This is a genomic window from Vibrio sp. R10-SG3-ISO10 (assembly GCF_059834185.1).
The window spans coordinates 62,444-80,939 of the sequence record NZ_JCBDHG010000018.1; the positions used below are offsets into that span (position 1 = coordinate 62,444).

Below are 18,496 nucleotides of genomic sequence, written 5' to 3' on the forward strand. Positions count from 1 at the left end.
ATTAAATCGTTAACAACTCGAACTTAAGTGAGTCGTTTTGCAAGCTGAACATAACTTTTTGCTGCCAGAACTCGTCGGCGAACTGCTCAGTGAGCCAGTAGTGTCCTGCGATCGACATAAGTTCGGCATTGAGCTTATTGCAGATGATGACTGCGCCAGTGTTTCCACTCGCCCCTGCTATCGCGCGGCCGCGTAGAGTACCGTGGATATGAATAGATCCATCTGCAATGACCTCAGCTCCCTCGCTAACATGATTGAGTACCACAAGATCGCTGTCCTTGGCATATATCTGCTGCCCAGAACGCACCGGAGTACGAATGATTTTGGTTGGTGCCATTTTCGCAGGAGCTTGAGCTGGCGATTTACTTGCCGACATCACGGCAAACTTTGCTTCAGAAGCTAAGTTTTGTGTTCGCTTGTCTTTGCATCCTGTGACGCCTACCGGAATCATACCAGCTTGGGAAATACCTTCTTTCAGTCTCATAAAGTCAATGTCACCATCGACTTTTGAAATATTGATGACAACAGGTGCATGAGCAAAAAATGCCGGCGCTTGTTCTACCTTTTCTTGTAGGAAATGAATAGTTTTATCAATATTGTTGTCAGAAAGGTGCAAAACTGACAAAGTAAAGCTGCTGCCTTTTAGGTCTGGGGTCTTTGACATCTTTTACTTACAACCTCTTAAGGGCGTTGCCTGAGACTAGGGGTGTCATGTTATATTCCCAGAATAAGCACAGCAAGTTATCTTGCGCTCAATTGAGTGTTTTGCTTGAAAAAATAGCGAAACATTGACGTTCCAACGATTAAACGGACAAAAGGCTTCCAATGCTTTGTGCAATTTACAAAAGTTCTAAAAAAGAAGGCGCTTACTTATATATCCCGAAAAAGGATGATTTTTCACAAGTTCCTGACACTTTAATGCAGATGTTTGGCAAACCTATTATGGTTATGGTGGTCAAACTGGAAGGGCGTACTCTGGCACAAGTTGATGTAGAAAAAGTAAAACAGTCGCTTACAGATGATGGCTTTTTCTTGCAGTTGCCACCGCCGCCAAAAAACCTACTCGATGAATATAAAGAGCAAAAACAAGCTCGTCAGCAATCTGAAGAGTAAATAATAATTAGATTGTTGGTTTCGATTGCTCAAGGAGGGCAATGTGAAAAAACTACTGTCAGTCGTTCTAGGATTAACACTTACTACCTCTGTTTATGCGAATGAGGTCAGCTTTGAGCAATATGTTGAAGGCTTAAAACAAGAAGCTCGAAGCAATGGTATTTCGGAGCAGATTATTAATCAGGCTTTTGACAATGTGACTCATAAGCCTCGTGCGGTAAAAGCAGATAAAAACCAGCCGGAAAAGAAATTAACACTGGATGAGTACATTCCTCGTGCTGTACCCGATTGGAAGGTAAAGCAAGCTAAAGCGCTATACAAAGAGCATTATGCTGAGTTAAGCCGAATTGGTGAAGAATACGGTGTACAGCCACGTTTTATTGTAGCGCTTTGGGGAGTTGAGAGTAACTTTGGTAAGTTCACTGGTAACTACCCAGTGATCGATGCACTGTCGACGCTCGCCTATGATGGTCGTCGAGAGGCCTTTTTCCGTAAAGAGACCATGGCCGCGCTGCAAATATTGCAAGAAGGACATATCTCAGTCAGCGACTTTAAAGGCTCTTGGGCTGGGGCGATGGGGCAATGCCAGTTTATGCCAAGCTCGTTTCTTTCTTACGCTGCTGACGGAAGCGGCGATGGTAAGAAAGACATTTGGAATACCGAAGCGGACGTGTTCGCGTCAGCCGCGAACTATTTGAGCCAGTCAGGCTGGAATGACAAGTTTACGTGGGGGCGTCAGGTTAAGCTACCGCAAGGTTTTGACATGAACCTAGAAGGGCGCATTGAAGGTAAAGAGAAAACCCTCGCCGAATGGAATCAACTTGGCATCACTCGTTACGATGGTAGCTCACTGCCTCAAGTCGATGTGGATGCCTGGTTGACAGCCCCTGATAATGCCAATGGCCGCGTCTATCTGGTTTACAACAACTACAATGTATTGATGAAGTGGAATCGCTCTTACTACTTCGCGTTAGCTGTCAGCCACCTTGCTGATAGAATTACTCTGTAGATAACCCACTGATACTAAAGGAGCTCAATGGAGCTCCTTTTTCATTTTGGAGATCGTGTGCTTTCAGAACGTGCTGCACAAATGGTGGTGTTTGCCGCTTTACTCAAACATAAGAACTTTACTTTGGCTGCGAAGAGCTTAAATGTCTCGGTATCTCATGTCAGTAAGCAATTAGCTCAGCTTGAATCCTCGCTGGGCGTGAAGCTTGTACAGCGTACGACGCGCAGCTTTACTCCAACGGAGGCTGGGCAACGATTTTATGAACATTGTGCTCAGTTGGTTTCGATAGTAGATGAGGCTCAGCTTGAGGTTGAAAGTCAGCGCGATGAGGTGGCAGGGTTAGTTAAAATTGGTCTGTCGCAATCTTTTGGTACTTTGCATATCATTCCTGCGATTGATGAGCTTCGCCAACAATATCCTAATCTTCAGGTTGAAGTTCATTTGTTCGACTACAAAGTGGATATGCTTGAAGAGGGATTGGATCTGTGGATTACCAACAATGAGCATCTACCTGAAGGCTATGTGGCTCAGCGTTTAGTTGATTCACAGTTTGTAGTTGCCGCTTCTCCTGATTATCTAATGAAACACCAGACCCCGCAGCATCCAAGTGACTTACTTAACCACAATTGCTTGATATATCGCAGCTGGGAGCGTGATTACACGCGTTGGGCATTTAGTCATAAAACAGGGCAACTGAATATTAAAGTTTCAGGTAATTACTCAGTCGATTTGGCGGAGGCCGTCCGTGATGCAGCCGTTGCAGGGTGGGGTATTGCGTATCTGGCTACCTACTTGATCAGAGATGAGTTTAAGAATGGTCAACTCATTCAACTGCTTCCTGATTGGCGGGCATCACAGAGTATGCCTTTTTATGCCGTTTACCCAAGTCGTCGATATCTGCCTAAGAAGACGGTAGCCGTGATCGATTTTATTAAGCAGAAAATTGGTAACCCTTGCCACTGGGATAAGAAACTAGCGCCTTATGTTCAAAGGTCGCAACCTTGAAATTAGAGCAAATGATTTTTTCCTAGTCTGTAAACATATTTTCCAGTTGGAAAAATAAAGTTTAAGCAAACGTTTATACTTATTAAAATCAATCACTTAGTCTGGTGGTATTTTTTTGCTCTCTACAAAATACATTCAATTAACAAATGTGATTTGCATCTCACTTTTATATCACTAAACTCCGACGCCATTCTTGTTCCTCCTTTGTCGGATTCATGTTATGAACTCAATTCTCGGTGTAGTAGCTATCTTGTTCACGGCTTGGTTGCTGTCTACAAATAGAAATAAAATCAACTTTAAAACAGTGTCACTGGCGTTTGCTCTGCAAATTACTTTCGCGCTACTAGTACTCTATGTCCCTGCGGGTAAAGAAGTACTGAATAGTGTAACAGGTGCGGTATCAAATCTAATCAACTATGGCCAAGAAGGTATTGCTTTCTTGTTTGGTGGTTTAGCCACGGGTGGCTTCACTTTTGCGATCAACGTGTTGGGTATAATTGTCTTCTTCTCTGCGTTGATTTCGGGTTTGTATCATATTGGTTTAATGCCTAAAGTGATCAACCTGATTGGTGGTGCACTTCAGAAATTACTTGGTATTGGCCGCGCAGAATCTTTGTCTGCAACTGCGAATATTTTCGTTGGTATGATTGAGGCTCCATTAGTTGTAAAACCTTATCTGAAACAAATGACAGATTCTCAGTTCTTTGCAGTAATGTCGTGTGGCTTAGCATCAGTCGCGGGTGGTACTTTGGTCGGTTACGCATCGTTAGGTGTGGATCTAAACTACCTAATCGCGGCGGCGTTTATGTCTGCACCAGCTGGCCTATTAATGGCGAAGATGTTGGTACCAGAAACAGAGTCGATTAATCAGACTTCTGAACTAGATAATGCTGATATGCCAAGAGCAACGAATGTTGTTGAAGCTATGGCAGATGGTGCCCTGTCTGGTTTACGTATTGCGGTTGCGGTTGGAGCAACTCTACTGGCCTTTATCAGTATTATTGCAATGCTTAACGGCATGCTAGGCTGGATCGGCGGATTAGTAGGAATTGAGCTTAGCTTTGAACTTATTCTGGGTTATGTATTTGCTCCAGTAGCATGGCTAGTTGGCGTTCCATGGAGTGAAGCGATCACGGCAGGTTCATTAATTGGTAATAAGATCGTAGTGAACGAGTTTGTTGCTTTTATACAATTAATGGATGTTAAAGACCAACTAAGTGAACATTCACAAGCTATTGTTACTTTCGCACTATGTGGATTCGCGAACATTTCAACTATGGCTATGCTCATTGGTGGATTGGGAAGCTTAGTGCCTGAAAAGCGCCCATTCATTTCCAAATATGGCTTCCGCGCCATTGCGGCAGGTGTAATGGCAAACCTTATGAGCGCGTCAATTGCTGGTGTGATTCTCAGCCTTTAAGAGTCGAGAGTGGACTTTGTCTTTCTGGAACGGGCTGCGCCCTATGGAAAGCGGGATCGGGCTTCGCCCTGTGGAAAACTAGACTGGACTTCTTAACCACAGCGGATCAACTTTAGTTATCCAGTTATCCAGTTATCCAGTTATCCAAATCAAAAAGGGCAGATATCACTCGATATCTGCCCTTTGATTATTTGTGGTGTCTACCTACGTACTATTTCTTAGTATGAAACTGCTCACAAGCAAGCATGGTGTTCTCAATTAGGCTTGCTACCGTCATTGGTCCCACACCGCCTGGTACTGGGGTAATAAAGCTTGCGCGCTCTTTTGCGTTGTCATAATCAACATCACCAACTAGCTTGCCTGAATCTAAGCGGTTAATACCTACATCGACCACTACTGCACCTTCTTTGATCCAATTGCCAGGAATAAAGTTTGGTTTACCTACTGCAACCACAACTAAGTCAGCTTGGCGAACATGACCTTCAAGGTCTTTAGTGAAGCGGTGACAGGTGGTGGTCGTGCAGCCTGCAAGTAGTAGTTCAAGCGTCATAGGGCGGCCGACAATGTTTGACGCACCCACCACAACCGCATGCATACCACGTAGGTTAATGTTGTAGCGCTCTAATAGTGTGATAATGCCTTTAGGCGTACAAGAACGGAGTTTAGGAATACGTTGAGCCAAACGACCTACATTGTATGGGTGGAAACCATCGACGTCTTTTTCAGGGTGAATACGCTCAAGGACATGTGTTGCATCAATACCAGCAGGAAGCGGTAGCTGGACAAGAATACCGTCAATCTCGGCGTCACCATTAAGCTCATCAATAAGAGCCAGTAGCTCTTCTTCTGTCGTCGTTGCAGGAAGGTCAAAAGATTTTGAGACAAAGCCAACTTCTTCACATGCACGACGTTTACTGCCGACATAAACTTGAGAAGCCGGATCTTCGCCGACAAGAACCACTGCTAGGCCAGGAGCACGTAAGCCAGCTTCTTTACGAGCCTTTACGCGGGCGGCAACTTCTGAGCGAACAGTTTGGGAAATTAGAGTTCCATCAATATTTTGAGCGGTCATGACTTTCCTTTAATAAGAATGGCGAATTATTTGCAGCGCATTGTCGCAAATTATTTGACGAACATCTATAAGCAAACGTTTGCTTTGTGGTGTTTTTAATCAAAATAGAATTCTGTGACCTTTTTTTAGTCAGTCAGATCATAATGTTACTAAAAGCCCTTGTTTTAAGAATTCGAACTCGTATAATCCTTTCCCTGTAGCGCGCCCTTAGCTCAGCTGGATAGAGCACGTCCCTTCTAAGGATGTGGTCGTAGGTTCGAATCCTACAGGGCGTGCCATTTATTCTAGAGACCCGATAGCTCATTGAGTTGTCGGGTTTTTTCGTTTTGGTGCTTTTCTAACTTGTTTACCTCACGTCATTAAGTCGTCAATTATTGCCAATTTTCAGTACTTGATATCGGTCCAATATTAAGGCGTGACTGCTCTAACCTTAGTTATCTGCTTGATTATTGTTCAATCTCATTCTTTGTATGAATAAACTCTCTTTTATAGTTTGTTTTGTAAATGTAATTTAGGGTTTGTTTTGGGTTTTAACTTATTGATATATAAATATAAAAATGATTTTTATAATGATTAATTTGTAACTGCGTTTAGGCTTGTGTATCTAGGTTTGCGGCTAGTGATAGGCTTTAATGTGTCGGCCTTCTAGCATCCAATCGAAAATTAGATGACAGATGTAGTTAGATGGCGGAAAAAAAAGATTTAAGTGACAAGCGAATACTTATCGTAGAAGAGAACAGTATGTTGTCCTCATCGATAAAAAACATGCTGAAAAAAATGGGTGGTGCAGAAGAAAAGTTGCACAAGGCACAAAATGTCATGACCTTTAAGCAGCTTGTTAACCAGCATCGCTTTGATCTGATCATCTGTTCTTACGCGAGTAAGAAAAAAATAGTCGGCCCTAAATATCACTACTTGTATCAGCAAAGCCGAGCTTACTCTCGTGACTGCTCGTTTGTTGTTATTGCCAACAGTGGCGATGATGATCACATCCGAGGAGCCGAAGAGTTAGAGCCGGACAATATTCTCGGTCACCCTTTTAATTACAACCAGTTTAAGCACCTTATTGCTAGCAGCTTAATTAAACGCTCGATTTTGGCGACTGTGCATAAGAAGCTTGAAATTGGTTTATATGATGACGCGATTGAAATTTGCAACCGACAATCAAAGCGCAAGGGGATAGAGTGGTTAGACTTTCACAAAGTCGTTATTGATTGCTACGTAAAACAGAACAAATATGACTCAGCGCTACTTGTTCTTAACCAGCTAAGCAAAAAAGTAAAACATCGTTGGCCACTTGTAAAACAGATTTCACTTCACAATGAACTGGGAAATGAGGTGGAAGCGCTAACCTTAGCTCACGAATATGAGCTTCTTGGCTATCCTGATGACCCTTTGGTTTCTCAAATCACAGCTCGTCATTCATTGCTTGATTGTGATTTAGATAAAGCCGTTCGGGTAATGATCAAACTTTCAATCCGCTACCCACATATTGTTCATCTAACGCTTAAATGTGTGATGCTGTGTATCATGCTCTCGGACTACCGAAAAGCGTCGATGTTTCTTGCCAAAATTGACTATGACTCGGTGCTAGATGACGAAGAGTTGGTGTTGATTGAGGAACTGAGACTGTTTCTCGAAGCACTTATCGCTCTCAAAACACGCAATAAAATGAATCCTGCGACATTGAAAGCATCTCTAAAGGGGATCTTGGCCATTCAAGAGAATGAATTGATAGACAGCCATAAGTTCTCAAAAGGTCTGTATCAGCTGCTGTTACAAGTCAATGGAGTGAACCCTGTTTGCTCGCCAAAGCGTCTTGAGTTGTTGTACAGCCAGACGAAGCTGGAACATCGCAAGTTTGCCTTGCTCGCTGTAGCGCTTCATATTGGCTGTTTAGACTTGGCAAAAACATGGTTAGATGAATTAAGGGAACTCAATTCGGGTAAGAAAGATATCGCGATGACGATTAGCTGCATTGTTCTCGATAAAGCGGAGGCAATACTTGGAACTAAAGCCCAAGCTATGCAGCAAGCAACAGAAAAGGCATCACTAGGCCGTGTGATTGATGCGTTAGCGATAAAGGCCAAAGAAGCCCCTTATTTTATCAACCACCATTCCCATTTTATTAACGCCATGCTCAAGTTTAAGGTGTCTGATAGCAGCAATATTGAGTTACTTAAAGAGCAATTCCCTGTGAGTGTCGGGATTGTAATCGAGAATTTGATAAAACAAGACCCGCAGCACCCGAAGGTTATACAGATCCAAAAGGCAAAACGTATTGTGCAGAAACGCCTCCAGACTCCAGTTCACGCTTAGACTTGATGTCTGGTGAATAGTTGACCAGACATAGATTGAATACTGTACTTACGTAATGCTTTTCGGTAGCATGTCGTTCCTTTAAGAAATCCTAATAGACTAAGCTCAAGCTTGGCACCTTACGCTCAGAGAACATGCGCAGCATCCATACCAAAATTAAACCTGAATTCGAGCCGCTCCTGGCTGAGCTCGCTCTTCATGCTTTACTCCATTTGCGTACTAACCATACTGCGATCGTTATAGCGAGCAAATCTCGCTCTCAAATCAACGATATTCTTTCAGCGTGGCTAAACAAAGCCGCTAACAGTAAGAAATATAAGCCTTTCAAAAAGAAGGTAAAATCGCTGGTCAGTCATGCGCGTTCTCAGCGACTGGACATGGAAGCCATGTTGGGCAATTTGCTGACACCTGTCGAAGGGGATGAACTGCCACACCTTGATAGCTTTTTGCTGCTAGTTAACACTCTTGAAAAAGAGCTCAATACCACAGTGCTTGTCTCAAGTCCTGAAGCAGTAGACTTGCAACACAATAGCAAAGGGTGCTTGCTGTGTGTGCTTTCTGCCGACCTTCATGCTCATTTCAACAACCGCAACCGTCTAGTTGCCAACATCTCGATGTTGTTTCGTGGCACTCACGGAGAAAAGCACTCTTTCTTACGCACAATATATTCTTCGTCTCTATTTGATCACCACGTTGAGTTTGAAGATGGTGACTTTGTAAGAATCACACTCTCACTTCGCTAATTCCCACTTTCAGTTTCCAATAGATCCAAAGTTTATCAACTCGCTCATTAGGGACTTTGTACCCCTAATTAATCCCGCGACCTATTGAATCGTTTATTGCTCAAATGTCGTTGTGCTTATTTTTCTGTGAGAAGCATTCAGCGCTCCAAGAACCCGAGGAGAAACCTCTATGGAGCGCAAACTGATTGGCGTTTTTGTTTGTCTACGATTAAGCCAGTTTAAATTTCTCTAAATGGTCGCTCACTTCGCTCACTTCATGGCGATAGCTAGTAACAATGTGGTTCATGCTATCGGCGAGTTGCCCGGTATTTTGTGCAATGTCAGAGAGTACATCGACATCTTGGTCAACCGCTTCACTGGCTTTTGACTGCTCAACCGTAGAGTTGGCGATGCTAGTGATGTGTTCATTAACCGTTTCAATCAATACTTCAAGTTGAGAGACACTGTTGGTGACTTCAGAAACGGAATTGAAAGTGGAGTCGGTCGCCTCTCGGCTTTTATCCATATTGCTAACGGCAGTTTGAGTATTATTAGTAATATTGGAAAGCAATTGGGAGATATGTTCGGTTGCTTCTTTACTGCGCTGAGCAAGATCTCGAACTTCAGAAGAGACAACGGCGAAGCCGCGGCCATGTTCACCTGCACGGGCTGCTTCAATGGCAGCGTTTAATGCTAGCAAATTGGTTTGCTCGGAAATGCCGTTAATCGTTTCAACAATTTTACTGACACTTTGTGCGTCTTGCTCTAGTTGTGACATGCACTCCTGAGTCTGCTCTATTTGAGTTACTAGTGCTTTTACAATCTCATAAGAGTCTTGGCTTTGTTTCTGGCAAGTGAGAACCTTATTGGTCATTTGCTCAGTTTCTTCTAATGCGCGCTCCGAAGAGGAGGCAATTTCTAAACTTGATTGAGATAGCTGAGTCATAGCGGCGGCTATGTTGCCACACTTGTCGGACGTTGCTCGACTGCTGTCACCTAAATCATTGGCACCTTGAACCATTTGGTCGAGTCGTTGATGGCTGTGGTCGTTGGTTTCAGTGACGTTCATTATCAGGTGCTTAATGCTTGTTACCAAGCCATTTACGCTTGACGAAATTTGCGACAGTTCGTTTTTTCCTTCATCCTTGAGCACCATGCTCAGGTCGTTGGATTTTGACATATTCGCTAAGTTGTTAGTGAGTTCACCAACTCGGTTTTTAAGGCTTGAAAGACTGATAACCAATCCTCCGACCAAAATAGCGCCCAAACAGACAATTACAGCGATCATCATACTGAGTAACCACTGCGCAGAGCTTGCTTGAGTGGAAACTACATCAGTCATCGTGGCTGCCAGTTGGTTGCGAATTTTGTTGACCAGTTTGATTCGTTCTGTGGCTAAGCCAAACCAGTCCAATGCGGAAGGACCTTGCAGAGCTTTTAACTGGTCTTTCTGAGCTAGGTATTGATCTTGAATATCAACAACCTGTTTCCATGTTGGGCTGTTTTTTGCGGCCTCAATTTGGTTTAAGAATTTACTTGGCATGGATAAGTTGGCCAATCTTTCTGCGTACTCCCCTGACTTCAGATAATTCTCTATTGCGGTGTATTGACCAAGAGAGGAGTTTTTACGAGCAAAAGCCCCATTAAGTGCTCCTCGAACTTGTCCGGCCCTTTCTTTGATTATCATCACCGAGGTTAAAGAGTTGCCTAGTCTTATAATCTCTGGGTTGTTTACGCCAGAAACCAGCAGAACCGCATTGTCAATCGCTAACTGGTTGAGATTGGAGTAGTAAGCAAAAGGAGAGCGTTTAGGAGAGAGTTGGTCTACTTGGTTTCGAACTTGATTGATATCGGCGAGCTGAGTATCAAGGGACTGTTTAAGCTTATTTGCCAGTTCTGTGGAGATGTATTCAGGTTTGAATGCGTTAAAAGCTGCGATGTGTTGATCGGCATTTTTGCGCTGTTCTTTAAGTTTAGCGACTTGTTCTTGCGCACCCTTGCTACCGAGTACCCCTGCCGTTAATCCTCGTTCTACGGCGAGGTTATGCGCTAAGTTATCGTAGAGCAGTGTTAACTTGATGATCTCTTGGTCTCGATTAGCCAGTTCTACCGTGTTGTTTTGAGTAGCTGCAAGCTCAACTGCCATTAGCATAGCTAAGAGTAATGGAATACCGGCTAAGGCGGTAAAGATATGGTGAAGTGAAAAGCGTTTTATGAGCGAACGCATAATTGGCCTCCTAACGTTAAATTTATAATTATGATGCATTGATAATAGTTGAAATGATTTCCCTGTTGAGTGACCAAAGCCATATTGTCTGTGATAAACCCGGAGCTTTATTAAGGGAAATAGAAATAAATCTTAGCGCTGTCATAAAAATTTAATCTAAGTATGCATTGAGAAAGTATCGAAATTTCATCATATTGTAATGACTATGTAACAAAAGAGAGGAGTGCCTATGCAGCACCAAGAAATGATTCAACCTTCCAACTTTGGCCTAATAGGTCGTACTTGCTTATTTTCTTTGATCGGCATTGTGAGCGTTTTTACCTTGTTATAGAAATAAGCCCAGAGGCATGCCTTGGTTTGTAAATGACTACTTATTTATGTTTGCGTATTTCCAAGGCGCTCTCACTCTTGTGCAACGTCCAAATCCTTTTTACCTCGCATGACTGCTCTGCTTGATTTCATGTTGTTCAACGAGATCAATCTTTCGGCTATATAACCTTTAGCGCCTTTGAATGATTGTTAATCGTTGTTTTGTTAATAAGATGTGATGTGTGTCCGCAAGAGGTTCAAATTCTTTGGAATCTTCATTCATTACGACTATAAGAAGTGATTACACTCGCTCTATCAATACGGTGCAGTAATAGGTAAGGGTATGTCAGCTAAAATTCTCGTTGTCGATGACGATCAAGAAATTTGTGAGTTATTGGAAGAGTATCTGACCAAGCAAAGCTATCAGGTTTCGGCCGTTAATGATGGTGAGCAAATGAAAGCCTATATAGAGCAACAAGGCTATCCCGACTTGATTTTACTCGATGTGATGTTGCCTGGAGATGATGGATTTACCTTGTGCCAGCAAGTGCGCCGTCACTCGTCTGTGCCTATTATTATGCTTACGGCGGTGTCCGATGATACTGACCAGATTATTGGTCTAGAGATCGGCGCAGATGACTATATCGCCAAGCCATTTAACCCTCGACACCTTAACGCACGTATCAAAGCGGTATTGCGCCGCGTCAATGTAACGGAAGAAATCCCAGCCAGCGCCAATGCTAAGTCGATTGTGTTTGGTGATTGGCAGCTTGATCCGTTAGCGCACCGAATTACCCACTTAGAAACTCATCAATCTCATGATTTGTCTGGTAGTGATTTTGCTTTGTTGATGCTATTTCTCAAGCGTCCTAATGAAGTGTTAGATCGCGATACGATCTCTTTTGCGACTCGTGGACGCGAAGCGCTCCCATTTGAACGCGGGATAGATGTTCAGCTGAGTCGATTAAGACAGAGACTGGGCGATAGTGCCAAGTTTCCTCATTATATTAAAACGATGCGTGGTAATGGCTATTTGTTGGCAGTACCGGTGAGCTATGAGAGCTAGTGTTTGGAACTGGTTTCGACAGTTTAAGCCCAATTCATTAGTCAGCCGAACTTTAGGCTTAACCTTACTGGCAGTGATTCTCGCGCAAGGCGTTGCTACCAGCATCTGGTATACGGAATCGAAACACAAAGAGTTGGCAGGGATTCGTGACGCTTCTGAAAGCATGGCCAACATGTTCGCGTCTACAGTGACCTTTTTTCAATCTCTCCCCGTTCGCTACCGTCATATCGTGCTGGACCAAATTCGCAATATGGGGGGAACGCGCTTTTTCGTTTCTTTCAATAAAGAGCAACTTGTTGTTGAGCCGATCGAAGATACGCCGTTGAAGCTAGCTTCAATCGAGGCGATTGAAGGAGTATTGCAAAACAAACTGCGTAAAGCAGAAAGTATCTCGGTCGATTTCTCCCATCCAGATAACCTACGTTTATTGAAAAACGATATCTACCTGCATGATCTACCAAAGTCATGGGCGCACCATACCCTGACGTTAAATCCTATCGACCCGCCAATTTTAGTGGTGCAGATCGAGCTTGCCTCGCATGAGTGGGTTTATATAGCGGCTCTGTTGCCTGCTCCCTACGTTACGCTAGATGACACCTTAATTGGCCGTGAGCAGATTCTGTTTCTGATTTTCTCGACCACGATTTTGCTAGCTCTGACGTATCTATTGGTTCGCCGCCAAGTCAAACCGCTTAAGCGATTAGCCAAGGCCGCCAATGAAATGAGCATGGATATTGAACAGGCGCCGCTGCAAGAAGAGGGGGCAAGTGAGCTTATTACTGCCACCCGAGCATTTAATCGTATGCAGCAACGCATCCGACGCTATGTTGCCGATCGTGAACATCTTTTTTCGGCCATTTCACATGATTTAAAAACGCCTATCACACGCTTGAGGTTGCGCGCTGAGCTTCTGGAAAGTGATACCAAGCGCGAAAAGTTTAATCGTGACCTCGATGAGTTAGAGATGATGGTGAAGGGTGCGCTGCAATGTGTCCGTGATACCGATCTGCATGAAAACAACGCCTATATTGATTTAAGTGAAATGATACAAAGCGTGGTTGAGCCTTATAACCAGTATCAAACCCAAGTCGAGTTTAAACCAAAAGAGATGGAACCGATTGTCGCCAAGCCACTTGCGATGAAACGCGTACTAAGCAACCTGATCGAAAATGCGGTCAAGTATGGTCAACGTGCTGAAGTAAACGTCATGGCTGACGATGAATGGATAACAGTGGTCATCTGCGATCACGGTCCCGGTATTCCTGAAGAAAAGCTGGAAGCTGTGTTTGAGCCTTATTATCGCTTGGCAAATGATGAAGATGGGCACGGTTTAGGCTTAGGAATCTGCCGTAATATCCTCCATGGACATGGCGGAGATCTCATTATTGACAACTTGCCAAATAGAGGCTTAAGAGCGCAAGTCTTTATCCCACCGAGTCTTGAGGTGTAATGTAACATTGTTGTTACATTGGTTTTACGGTTTGTTTCAATCAAAAAATTCTAATTGGATAGACTCCCTTATGTACAAGCAAGAACGCTTGGGGTCATTAAGCAGTTGGCCTGAATGTCTAATCCAATACATGGAAGATAATAATGAAACTTAATAAAACCCTACTTACCCTCTCTCTACTTTCTGCTGCTAATTTTGCTAACGCTGGTGAAGTTGAAGTTCTTCACTGGTGGACAGCCGGTGGCGAAGCAAAGTCTGCCGCTGTACTTAAAGATATGCTAGAGCAGCAAAACCATACTTGGAAAGATTTCGCGGTTGCTGGTGGCGGCGGTGAGTCGGCAATGACTGTATTGAAAACGCGTGCCGTATCAGGTAACCCACCGTCTGCAGCGCAGATCAAAGGTCACGATATTCAAGAGTGGGGCGGTCTTGGCTTCCTTACCTCACTAGACAGCACAGGTCAGCAAGAGAAATGGGATGAAATCCTTCCTTCTGTTGTAACTAAAGTGATGAAGTTTGACGGCGAGTATGTAGCGGTTCCTGTTAACGTTCACCGTGTAAACTGGATTTGGGCAAACCCAGAAGTACTTAAGAAGTCGGGCGTAGAACTACCAACAACCCTTGATGAGTTCTTCGTAGCCGCAGACAAAATTAAAGCAGCAGGTTACGTGCCTTTAGCGCACGGTGGTCAACCATGGCAAGACGCAACGGTATTTGAAGCCGTAGCACTAGACGTTCTAGGCAGTGAAGATTACAACAAGGCATTTGTTGAACTTGATATGGATACACTGTCTGGCGACAAAATGGTTGAAGTGTTCACTAAGTTTAAGAAAATTCGCGACTACATTGACGCCAACTCTCCGGGCCGTGACTGGAACGTAGCCACTTCAATGGTCATCAACGGTGAAGCGGCAATGCAAATCATGGGTGACTGGGCGAAAGGTGAGTTTACCGCTGCGGGTAAAGTCCCAGGTAAAGACTACATCTGTGCACCAGCGCCAGGTACTAACGGCCAATTCACGTTCAACATTGATAGCTTTGCGTTCTTTGAACTGAGCGACAAAGCAAACCAAAAAGCGCAGCAAGATCTAGCGCGCACCATCCTAACCAAAGACTTCCAAGAAGTGTTCAACCTAAACAAAGGTTCAATTCCAGTACGTTTAGATATGGACATGTCGAAGTTTGACCAATGTGCATTGGACTCTATGGCGACCTTCAAAGCGAGTGCTAAGTCAGGTGACCTAGTGCCAAGTATGGCGCATGGTCTATCGACTACAAGCTACGCTCAAGGCGCGATCTATGACGTTGTTACTAACTTCTTCAATGACGACAAAGCGGATCCACAACAGGCAGCACAAAAGCTAGCGAAAGCAGTTAAAGCTGCGATCTAACTTCTGGTAGTTAAATCACACCCCCAAAGGGCGTTCAGGCTTGTGGGGAGCCTGTTCGCCCTTTCCTCTATTTCCGATCAGGATGTTGATCGGCGCGTTATGACGTAAGGACTCGTTATGGAGCATGTTGTAAATCGGTATGAAAAGAAGTCGACAACTAAGGCCAGTTTGGCCGACCGACTTCAACATTGGCTGCCGAAAATCGTTCTTGCCCCGACCGTTCTTGTAACTGTGGTTTGTATCTATGGTTATATTTTCTGGACAGCGGCACTCTCAATGACCAACTCCCGTTTTCTACCTAGTTTTAATTTTGTTGGCTTCGCCCAATACGAAAAACTGATGGATAACGACCGTTGGATCACTTCTATTACTAACCTAGGTGTTTTTGGCCTGCTGTTCATGCTAGTTGCGATTGGACTCGGCGTTGGTCTAGCGATTCTTCTTGACCAAAATATCCGTCAGGAAGGTGCGATTCGTACCATCTATTTATACCCAATGGCCTTGTCGTTTATTGTTACAGGTACGGCGTGGAAATGGATTCTTAACCCAGGTCTTGGCATCGATAAACTGATGCAAGATTGGGGTTTTACTGACTTTAAATTTGATTGGCTGGTGAACTCCGATATGGCGGTTTACACCTTAGTGATTGCGGCTGTATGGCAATCTTCAGGTTTCGTCATGGCAATGTTCCTTGCAGGTTTACGCGGTATTGATTCTTCAATTATCAAAGCGGCGCAGATTGACGGTGCGAACTTACCAACCATCTACTGGCGTATCATTATGCCGTGTCTAAGACCGGTCTTTTTTAGCGCCGTGATTATTACCTCCCACATTGCGATTAAGAGTTTTGACTTAGTCACAGCAATGACAGCGGGTGGGCCAGGGTACTCTTCCGACCTTCCAGCGCTGTTTATGTACGCGCACTCATTTACTCGTGGTCAAATTGGTTTAGGTGCCGCCAGTGCGATGATGATGTTAGCGGGAATACTCGCGATTTTGGTGCCTTACCTCTATTCAGAACTTAGGGAGAAAAAATCATGATGCAAGGAATCAATTTCTCTCGACTGTTTATTTACTCAACGCTGGCATTTTTCTGTGTGGTTTACTTGATGCCGCTGTTTGTGATGGTGATTACCTCTTTTAAAACTTTGCCAGACATTAAAGCCGGTAACTTAATGAGTTTACCGACCGAGTGGGTGTTCGATGCTTGGTTTAAAGCTTGGGACAGTGCTTGTACCGGTGTGAAGTGTGAAGGGGTAAAAGGTTATTTTTGGAACTCGTTTCAAATGGTGATACCTGCAGTAGCTATCTCTACCTTGCTTGGCGCGTTCAATGGTTACGTTGTGACCAAATGGCAATTCCGTGGCTCAAACCTTTTCTTTAGTTTGCTACTTTTTGGCTGCTTCATTCCGTTCCAAGTCGTTCTTTTACCAATGGCAACGGTACTAGGTAAGCTTGGCTTGGCGAACACTACCGCTGGACTTGTGATTGTTCACGTTATCTATGGTATGGCATTTACTACGCTCTTTTTCCGTAACTTCTATATCAGTATTCCAGATGAACTGGTTAAAGCGGCCAAACTTGATGGTGCTGGCTTCTTTACCATCTTTTTCAAGATTCTACTGCCGATATCGACACCGATTATCATGGTGACCGTCATTTGGCAGTTCACCGCAATCTGGAATGACTTCTTATTTGGCGTCGTCTACTCAGGTTCAGAAACTCAACCGATTACGGTGGCACTCAATAACTTAGTCAACACCAGTACTGGGGTGAAAGAGTACAACGTTGATATGGCAGCTGCGATTATAGCCGCACTGCCGACACTATTAGTTTACGTATTAGCAGGGAAATACTTCGTTCGCGGCCTAACGGCTGGATCGGTAAAAGGATAATTATTATGGCAACACTAGAACTTAAACAAATCCGTAAAACCTATCCAAAGGCGGAACAAGAGACGCTGAAAGGCATCGACATCAATATCGACTCAGGAGAGTTCCTGATCTTAGTTGGGCCGTCTGGCTGTGGCAAATCGACTTTGATGAATACCATTGCAGGGCTAGAGAACATCAGCTCAGGTGAAATTGTGATTGATGGCAATGACGTGTCTGAAGTTGAACCGAAAGATCGCGATATCGCGATGGTATTCCAGTCTTACGCGCTTTATCCCAATATGACGGTGCGTGGCAATATCGAGTTTGGCCTCAAGATACGTAAAATGCCAAAGCCGGAGATTGATGCAGAAGTCGAGCGCGTTGCGGCAATGTTGCAAATTGATCACCTGCTAGATAGAAAACCTTCGCAGCTATCCGGTGGTCAGCGCCAACGTGTGGCGATGGGGCGCGCTTTAGCTCGTCGACCTAAGCTCTATTTGTTTGATGAACCACTATCCAACCTTGATGCGAAACTGCGTGTTGAAATGCGTCATCAAATCAAACGTCTGCACCAGCAGCTCAACACCACGATTGTCTACGTGACTCACGATCAGATTGAAGCGATGACACTGGCGGACAGAATCGCGGTAATGAAAGATGGTGAACTGCAGCAGTTAGGCACACCGCAAGAAATCTACAATAAGCCAAACAACATGTTTGTTGCTGGGTTTATGGGTTCTCCTTCGATGAACTTTATTAAGACCATGGTGGATCTCGATGGCGAAGACAAGCCGGTAATCAAAGTGAAAGGCAGTAACGGGCAAGAACACCACATTAACTTACCTGCTTCAATGCGTGAGCAAGATGGCAAAGAAGTGGTGATTGGTCTTCGCCCTGAGCATATTACTGACAGTGAAAACCAAGAATCTGATGCGACGACTCAGTTAGATTTAACCTTAGAAGTGCTTGAACCAACCGGCCCAGATACGATCGCGATGATTAAGGTGAACGAACAAGAAGTGGCGTGCCGTCTTTCTCCGGAGTTCGATGTGACAGCGGGTCAAGTTGCGCCTTTGCACTTTGATCTATCCAAAGCGGTTTTCTTTGATGCGGCCACCGAGCAACGTATCGAATTTCACTAATGGGTGAATTAATTGATTCCTTTATTAGTAACTATGGGTGATCTCGACTAAGCTTAGTAGCATAGCATGAAGTGAGTTTCATGCAGTGTGAGTCGAAGTGGGCAGTCATGTCTCCTTATTGCTCACCTCATCTCTAGTAACGAAAATGGCAGCTATTATAGCTGCCATTTGTTTTTCTATTTTTGCGTGCTTGTTAAATATGTGTAAATTCACCCGTATTGATATTTATGATGGGTGGGATTCCACCCATTCAAAAGAACTTTATGTGAACTCGATAACGTCAGCTCATAGCCTCTCACTCTAACTATATGAAAAATAAGCAATATTACTAAATGTTTTAATGTGGCGTGGTTATTGCCCTTATCAATGTATCAACA

15 protein-coding genes and 1 tRNA gene are annotated in these 18,496 nt (G+C 44.0%); 13 read left to right on the forward strand and 3 right to left on the reverse strand.

What is annotated here, in order from left to right; all coding sequences use genetic code 11:
• Position 1: 1 nt before the first annotated feature.
• Entirely contained in the window at positions 2 to 664 is a 663-nt protein-coding gene (minC, locus tag AC6R16_RS09530) for a septum site-determining protein MinC (protein ID WP_500674251.1), read from the reverse strand.
• A gap of 161 nt (positions 665 to 825) precedes the next feature.
• On the opposite strand from minC, the gene AC6R16_RS09535 reads away from it, so the two are divergent.
• The 4 genes from AC6R16_RS09535 to AC6R16_RS09550 all read left to right on the forward strand — a co-directional run bounded on the left by AC6R16_RS09535 (position 826) and on the right by AC6R16_RS09550 (position 4,547).
• The gene (locus AC6R16_RS09535) at positions 826 to 1,113 is read left to right on the forward strand and encodes a YcgL domain-containing protein (RefSeq protein WP_272785412.1); all 288 of its coding nucleotides are present in this window, start codon (positions 826 to 828) and stop codon (positions 1,111 to 1,113) included.
• A gap of 43 nt (positions 1,114 to 1,156) precedes the next feature.
• Complete coding sequence (locus AC6R16_RS09540) at positions 1,157 to 2,122, forward strand: lytic murein transglycosylase (protein WP_500674252.1); 966 nt, start codon at positions 1,157 to 1,159, stop codon at positions 2,120 to 2,122.
• Between the two features lie 57 nt (positions 2,123 to 2,179).
• A complete protein-coding gene (locus AC6R16_RS09545) occupies positions 2,180 to 3,127 on the forward strand; it encodes a LysR family transcriptional regulator (protein ID WP_500674253.1) in 948 nt (315 codons plus the stop codon).
• Positions 3,128 to 3,347: 220 nt separating this feature from the next.
• Positions 3,348 to 4,547 carry a NupC/NupG family nucleoside CNT transporter gene (locus tag AC6R16_RS09550; protein WP_500674254.1) on the forward strand — a complete coding sequence of 400 codons (1,200 nt, stop codon included), beginning with the start codon at positions 3,348 to 3,350 and terminating at the stop codon, positions 4,545 to 4,547.
• Positions 4,548 to 4,758: 211 nt separating this feature from the next.
• On the opposite strand, the gene folD is transcribed toward AC6R16_RS09550, so the two are convergent.
• Positions 4,759 to 5,619, reverse strand: a complete 861-nt coding sequence (gene folD, locus AC6R16_RS09555; RefSeq protein WP_004748512.1) for a bifunctional methylenetetrahydrofolate dehydrogenase/methenyltetrahydrofolate cyclohydrolase FolD — start codon at positions 5,617 to 5,619, stop codon at positions 4,759 to 4,761.
• Between the two features lie 201 nt (positions 5,620 to 5,820).
• Here folD and AC6R16_RS09560 point away from each other — a divergent pair.
• The 3 genes from AC6R16_RS09560 to AC6R16_RS09570 all read left to right on the forward strand — a co-directional run bounded on the left by AC6R16_RS09560 (position 5,821) and on the right by AC6R16_RS09570 (position 8,681).
• Positions 5,821 to 5,897: transfer RNA gene (locus tag AC6R16_RS09560), tRNA-Arg, on the forward strand.
• A gap of 406 nt (positions 5,898 to 6,303) precedes the next feature.
• The gene (locus tag AC6R16_RS09565; RefSeq protein WP_500674255.1) at positions 6,304 to 7,938 is read left to right on the forward strand and encodes a response regulator; all 1,635 of its coding nucleotides are present in this window, start codon (positions 6,304 to 6,306) and stop codon (positions 7,936 to 7,938) included.
• A gap of 134 nt (positions 7,939 to 8,072) precedes the next feature.
• Entirely contained in the window at positions 8,073 to 8,681 is a 609-nt protein-coding gene (locus tag AC6R16_RS09570) for a DUF2913 family protein (RefSeq protein ID WP_500674256.1), read from the forward strand.
• A 208-nt stretch (positions 8,682 to 8,889) separates the two neighbouring features.
• On the opposite strand, the gene AC6R16_RS09575 is transcribed toward AC6R16_RS09570, so the two are convergent.
• Entirely contained in the window at positions 8,890 to 10,887 is a 1,998-nt protein-coding gene (locus AC6R16_RS09575; protein ID WP_500674257.1) for a methyl-accepting chemotaxis protein, read from the reverse strand.
• A gap of 652 nt (positions 10,888 to 11,539) precedes the next feature.
• Here AC6R16_RS09575 and AC6R16_RS09580 point away from each other — a divergent pair.
• The 6 genes from AC6R16_RS09580 (at position 11,540) to AC6R16_RS09605 (ending at position 18,119) form a co-directional block, all read left to right on the forward strand.
• Entirely contained in the window at positions 11,540 to 12,262 is a 723-nt protein-coding gene (locus tag AC6R16_RS09580) for a response regulator (protein ID WP_004748522.1), read from the forward strand.
• Positions 12,252 to 13,712, forward strand: coding sequence for an ATP-binding protein (locus AC6R16_RS09585; RefSeq protein ID WP_500674258.1), 1,461 nt, complete (start codon positions 12,252 to 12,254; stop codon positions 13,710 to 13,712). The genes AC6R16_RS09580 and AC6R16_RS09585 overlap by 11 nt, the downstream gene beginning before the upstream one ends.
• 143 nt (positions 13,713 to 13,855) lie before the next feature.
• Positions 13,856 to 15,103, forward strand: a complete 1,248-nt coding sequence (locus AC6R16_RS09590; RefSeq protein WP_004748526.1) for an ABC transporter substrate-binding protein — start codon at positions 13,856 to 13,858, stop codon at positions 15,101 to 15,103.
• A 117-nt stretch (positions 15,104 to 15,220) separates the two neighbouring features.
• Positions 15,221 to 16,144, forward strand: coding sequence for a carbohydrate ABC transporter permease (locus AC6R16_RS09595; RefSeq protein WP_500674259.1), 924 nt, complete (start codon positions 15,221 to 15,223; stop codon positions 16,142 to 16,144).
• The gene (locus AC6R16_RS09600; protein ID WP_069666844.1) at positions 16,141 to 16,998 is read left to right on the forward strand and encodes a carbohydrate ABC transporter permease; all 858 of its coding nucleotides are present in this window, start codon (positions 16,141 to 16,143) and stop codon (positions 16,996 to 16,998) included. Before AC6R16_RS09595 ends, AC6R16_RS09600 begins: the two co-directional genes overlap by 4 nt.
• Before the next feature lie 5 nt (positions 16,999 to 17,003).
• A complete protein-coding gene (locus AC6R16_RS09605) occupies positions 17,004 to 18,119 on the forward strand; it encodes an ABC transporter ATP-binding protein (RefSeq protein WP_500674260.1) in 1,116 nt (371 codons plus the stop codon).
• Positions 18,120 to 18,496 lie beyond the last annotated feature (377 nt).